5 protein-coding genes are annotated in these 4891 nt (G+C 33.5%); 1 reads left to right on the top strand and 4 read right to left on the bottom strand.

Annotation, left to right across the window (positions count from 1 at the left end):
* Window positions 1-332: flagellar export chaperone FliS (locus HU235_RS23830; protein ID WP_174881812.1), on the bottom strand; the 332-nt coding region annotated here is incomplete at its 3' end.
* A gap of 136 nt (window positions 333-468) precedes the next feature.
* Between HU235_RS23830 and HU235_RS23825 the strand changes: the two genes are divergently transcribed.
* Window positions 469-1281, top strand: coding sequence for a flagellin N-terminal helical domain-containing protein (locus tag HU235_RS23825; RefSeq protein ID WP_174881811.1), 813 nt, complete (start codon window positions 469-471; stop codon window positions 1279-1281).
* A gap of 269 nt (window positions 1282-1550) precedes the next feature.
* Here the strand turns inward: HU235_RS23825 and HU235_RS23820 are convergent, their stop codons facing one another.
* From HU235_RS23820 to rfbA, 3 genes are read right to left on the bottom strand one after another with little or no spacing between them, the layout of a single operon-like run.
* Window positions 1551-2750 carry a dicarboxylate/amino acid:cation symporter gene (locus tag HU235_RS23820; RefSeq protein WP_174881810.1) on the bottom strand — a complete coding sequence of 400 codons (1200 nt, stop codon included), beginning with the start codon at window positions 2748-2750 and terminating at the stop codon, window positions 1551-1553.
* An 18-nt stretch (window positions 2751-2768) separates the two neighbouring features.
* Window positions 2769-3839 carry a dTDP-glucose 4,6-dehydratase gene (gene rfbB / locus HU235_RS23815; protein WP_174881809.1) on the bottom strand — a complete coding sequence of 357 codons (1071 nt, stop codon included), beginning with the start codon at window positions 3837-3839 and terminating at the stop codon, window positions 2769-2771.
* A gap of 3 nt (window positions 3840-3842) precedes the next feature.
* Window positions 3843-4727: a glucose-1-phosphate thymidylyltransferase RfbA gene (gene rfbA / locus HU235_RS23810; RefSeq protein WP_174881808.1), complete on the bottom strand. Its 885-nt coding sequence runs from the start codon at window positions 4725-4727 to the stop codon at window positions 3843-3845.
* Window positions 4728-4891 lie beyond the last annotated feature (164 nt).

Genomic DNA, 4891 nt, shown 5'->3' with positions numbered 1-4891 from the left:
AACTGAAGCAGCAATGATTCTATCTCTACTAATATTGTACTATCTTGTTTTATGTTTGCTTCAATTAGTCTACGATTCATAAAATCTAAGATAGCTGTCAAGATTTTACCTGTTTCAATCGAACTGTTCACTAATGGAATAATTTCAAGAATAAGCTGTTGAGTAATTTGAATTTGCTTGTTTTGTTCGACTTTGTTTTTTTCTTCAATTGCTCGTTTTCCTTTTCCTAACGCTTTAGAAGCCTCTTCAACCATCCATAGAATAAGCTTTCTTGGTGGTAAGGACGATAAACTATGCTGCTTATATACATTTTCTACTTGCTTTACGTCCATAGAGCTTTCTCTCCTCATCATTTCTATCTATAATATCGGCACTTTTCAGAAAAAATTCACCTATTATCTTGAAAACGATTCTTTTTTCGTCGATATAAGAAGTGATAGAAAGATTTATGTGAAAAGAGGTGAAAAGATGAAAATTCAAAATCAGACAGCGATTACCTTTTCGATAAATCGTTACCAACGAAATGAAACAAAAATCGAGAAAACACTTGATAAATTGGCATCAGGGTTAAATATCCGCCGTGCAGGTGATAACGCTGCAGGACTAGCTGTTTCTGAAACATTTCGCGCCCAAGTACGAGGTCTTTCACAAGCACAGCGAAATATGCAGGATGGTCTTTCCGTCTTATCTGCAGCAGATGAAGGCTTAAATAATGTGAATGGCTTATTGCAAAGAGCACGTGAGCTTGCTGTCATGAATGCAACAGATACATTGACAGACGAGGATCGCCAGGCAAGTCAAATGGAGCTCGAGCAAATCATGGAAGGTATTAACGATACAGCGAATAAGTTAGAATTCAATACGATGAAAATTCTCGGAGAAAACGCACCATTGGTATTAATGGTCGGAGCAAATCCAGGTCAGCAAATTACGATCGATTTAATGGATACTAGTACTACTGCTCTTGGGTTAGATGCTGTTAATTTACTTACACGTGATGCTTCTTCAGAATTAATTGGTAAGCTAGATGAAGCAATTGTTCAAACAACGAGTAATTTGACGAAGATCGGTTCTTATTATGAAGCAATTGAGCATCATATGGAAAACTCATTTGTGAAAGAGTCAAATATCACCTCATCTGTATCTTTATTAACTGATACAGATATGGCCAAAGAGATGATGAATTTTGTTGGGCTGGAAGTGCGTCAGAAGAGCGATCAATTGTTTGTTTCGTCGATTAATCAGAATACGGCTGATATTTTGAAGATACTGTCCAACTAAACAAAGAGCCTTTCCTTTAAAAGGGAAGGCTCTTTAATTTATCGTAATAATTGATTAGCTTGAGCTAATTTTACTTGCGCTAAATGAAAAAGAATTTATAATTGCGTTTAATTCAACAGCTTATTGTCATATCAACATAACGAATTCGAGATTCATTAGAAGGTAATTCCCGATAAAACTATCAAATTAGCGATTTTACATAGCACTTAATAGGCCAGTGCTTTAGATACTTTATCAATTGTATTTTCAGAATTTATAGAGTCCTCTTTTTATCTTACTAAAACAGATTTATTTACCGATTTATTTATAACAACAGTTGTAGTAGCATCTCCAGTAACATTGACCAAAGTCCTACCCATGTCAAGAATTCTGTCAATACCTGCAATTAAAGCAATTCCCTCAGGCGGAAGACCAACAGTTGATAAAACCAATGATACAACAACCAATGCTGCACCAGGTACTCCAGCAGCACCAATCGATGCTAATGTACCGGTTAAAACAACCATTAACAACGCGCCAAACGATAAATCTAAACCATAGGCTTGTGCAACAAAAAATACCGCTATCCCTTGATAAATAGCATTTCCGTCACTGTTTATCGTTGCACCTAATGTTAATACAAAACCTGAGACTTCCTTAGGGACCTTTAGTTTTTCTTGAACACTTTTTATTGTTACAGGTAATGCTGCAAGACTACTACAAGTAGTAAATGCAATTAGTTGTGCAGGTAATAATGCAGTGATGAATTCTTTAATTGTGTAAGATGACAAAAATTTAACAGAGAAAAGGTAAACGATTATCATGTGTAAAATAACAGCAATATAAAATGCAATAATCACTTTCAATAAAGGTAATAGAACTGCTAAACCATTGGTTGCTACAACAGGAACCATTAAACCGAAAACACCGATAGGAGTTAATTTCATAATAAAATCGGTGATAATACTAACTACGTCATATATCGATACAACAAATCCCTTTATTAACTCACCTCTAGATTTGGCCTTAACTATTCCTACTCCTAATACCACTGCAAAAAATATAACTTGTAGCAAATCTGCATTGACTAAAGCTGAAAAAATATTATCTGGAACGATATTGGTAATAGTATCAACGAAGGAAGGAATTTCAACTTTATCCTCACTTACAGATGAATCGATTGTCATACCTTTACCAGGCTCTATAATAGAAGATACTGATAAACCTATCGCAACTGCAATAGCGGTAGTAATCATAAAATAAACAAACGTTTTTATGCCTATTTCCCCTACTTTTTTTATATCACTAAGATTGGTGATTCCTATTACTAGTGAAGAAAAAACTAAAGGTATCATAATCATTTTAATTAATTTGATAAAAATATCTCCGATCGGCTTAAACATTGCAGCAACATCTGGGTTGTCTTGTAATAAAACACCAACAATAACACCTAGTATTAAACCAATGAATACTTTAGTTGAAAATTTCATACTACCATCCTATTCTGCCTATTTTTTAGATTTGTTTAAGTTAACATACATCCTTTGATAGTAACTTAAGTAATCTCCGGAAAGTATATCTTCTACCCAGTGTAAATTTTGTTTATACCAATCTATTGTTTCATTTAATCCTTGTTCAAATTTATAAATAGGCTCCCATTTTAATTCAGTTTTAATTTTTGTATTGTCAATAGCATATCTTCTATCATGACCAGGTCTATCTTCTATATGTGCAATAAGATCATCCGTTACTCCAAGTTTATCGATTATTAATCTAACAATATCAATATTCGTTTTTTCGTTATTTCCACCAATATTATAAATTTCCCCATCTTTTCCTTGGTGAAGTACCCTATCTATTGCTGAACAATGGTCAGATACATGCAGCCAGTCTCTTACCTGCTGCCCATCTCCGTAAATTGGAAGAGATTTACCCTTTAGGCAGTTAACGATCATCAAAGGAATCAACTTCTCTGGAAATTGATAAGGTCCATAATTATTACTACAGCGAGTTATATTTACTGGTAATCCATACGTTTCATGAAAGGCTCTTACTACTAAATCAGCACTAGCTTTTGACGCTGAATAGGGGCTGTTTGGTAGCAATGGCATTGTTTCAGTGAATTTTCCACTTTCATGAAGAGTTCCATATACCTCATCTGTTGAAACTTGAAGGAACTTTACATTAGGTTTATATTCAGTGCTATATTTATTTTTTGAATCTAATTTCCAATAATCTCTCGCATTTTCAAGTAATACTTGTGTACCTATAACGTTTGTCCTTAAAAATAGTTCAGGTTCTTCAATACTTCTATCGACATGTGATTCTGCAGCAAAATTTACTACAGTATCAATATCAAAAGAATTAAAAATTTGTTTCATTTTTTTTCTATCAGTAATGTCTGCCTTTAAAAAGGTATAATTTGTTTGATTTGAAATTTCAGATAAATTTTCCAAGTTACCGGCATATGTTAAAGAATCGACGTTAATTATTTTATAATTTGGGTGCTTCTTTAACATATATCTAATAAAATTACTACCAATGAAGCCAGCACCACCAGTGACAAGTATGTTTTCCATGTTTTACCTCTCGTGTTTATATTCATCATCTAGTAAAGAAAGTATATATTGTCCGTAAGCCGTCTTTTTTAATTTTTCTCCACTTTCTTTAAGTTGCTCTTTATTAATAAATCCCCTGCGCCAAGCGATCTCTTCAAGACATGCAATATAAAACCCTTGTCTTGATTGAACAGCCTCCACAAATTCAGCCGCTTTTAACAATCCTCTAGGGGTACCAGTATCTAACCAGGCAAGTCCTCTACCTAATAAGATGACACTAAGATTTTTATTCTCGAGATATTTATTGTTAATGCTAGTTATTTCAACTTCACCACGATCTGAAGGTTTTATACTTTTTGCTAATTTAACAACTTCATTATCATAAAAATATAAACCCGGAACAGCATAATTTGATTTAGGAAACTTAGGTTTTTCTTCTATTGAGGTAACCTTATAGTTTTCATCAAATCCTACCACACCAAAATCTCTAGCATCTTTCACTGGATAACCAAAAATAACAGCGCCATTGTCAATTTTTTTGGCCTTATTAAGATACCTAGTTAAGTCTTGTCCATAAAATACATTGTCTCCAAGTATTAAACAGACCCTATCATTTCCAATAAAATCTTCACCTATGATGAAAGCATCAGCCAACCCCTTTGGAGAACTTTGCACCTTATAAGATAAACGAATACCCAATCTTGAACCATCACCTAAGAGTTTCTTAAAATTTGGCGTATCCTCTGGAGTTGATATGACTAATATCTCTCTAATACCTGCTAGCATTAGAACAGACAATGGATAAAATATTAAGGGCTTGTCATAAATAGGTAATAATTGTTTTGATACGACCTGTGTCATTGGGTACATTCTTGTCCCTAATCCACCAGCTAAAATAATCCCCTTCATACTTGCACCTCTATCCAATTATAATTTCACAAATTTTATCAACAGTTTCCAACTCTAAATCTGCATATAAAGGAAGAGTTAAAATTCTTTCAGAAATATAGCTAGCTACTGGTGTTTCATTAAAGATAAACATATCCTTATAACATTCATAGTTACTTATTAAT

The sequence above is a fragment of the Metabacillus niabensis genome, from assembly GCF_902829255.1.
Classification (GTDB): Bacteria; Bacillota; Bacilli; order Bacillales; family Bacillaceae; genus Metabacillus; species Metabacillus niabensis.
This window is presented reverse-complemented; position numbering and strand designations above follow the sequence as displayed.

Coding starts and splice junctions, on each gene's coding strand:
- HU235_RS23825 (WP_174881811.1), top strand. CDS start 469: ATGAAAATTCAAAATCAGACAGCGATTACCTTTTCGATAAATCGTTAC.
- HU235_RS23820 (WP_174881810.1), bottom strand. CDS start 2,750: ATGAAATTTTCAACTAAAGTATTCATTGGTTTAATACTAGGTGTTATT.
- rfbB (WP_174881809.1), bottom strand. CDS start 3,839: ATGGAAAACATACTTGTCACTGGTGGTGCTGGCTTCATTGGTAGTAAT.
- rfbA (WP_174881808.1), bottom strand. CDS start 4,727: ATGAAGGGGATTATTTTAGCTGGTGGATTAGGGACAAGAATGTACCCA.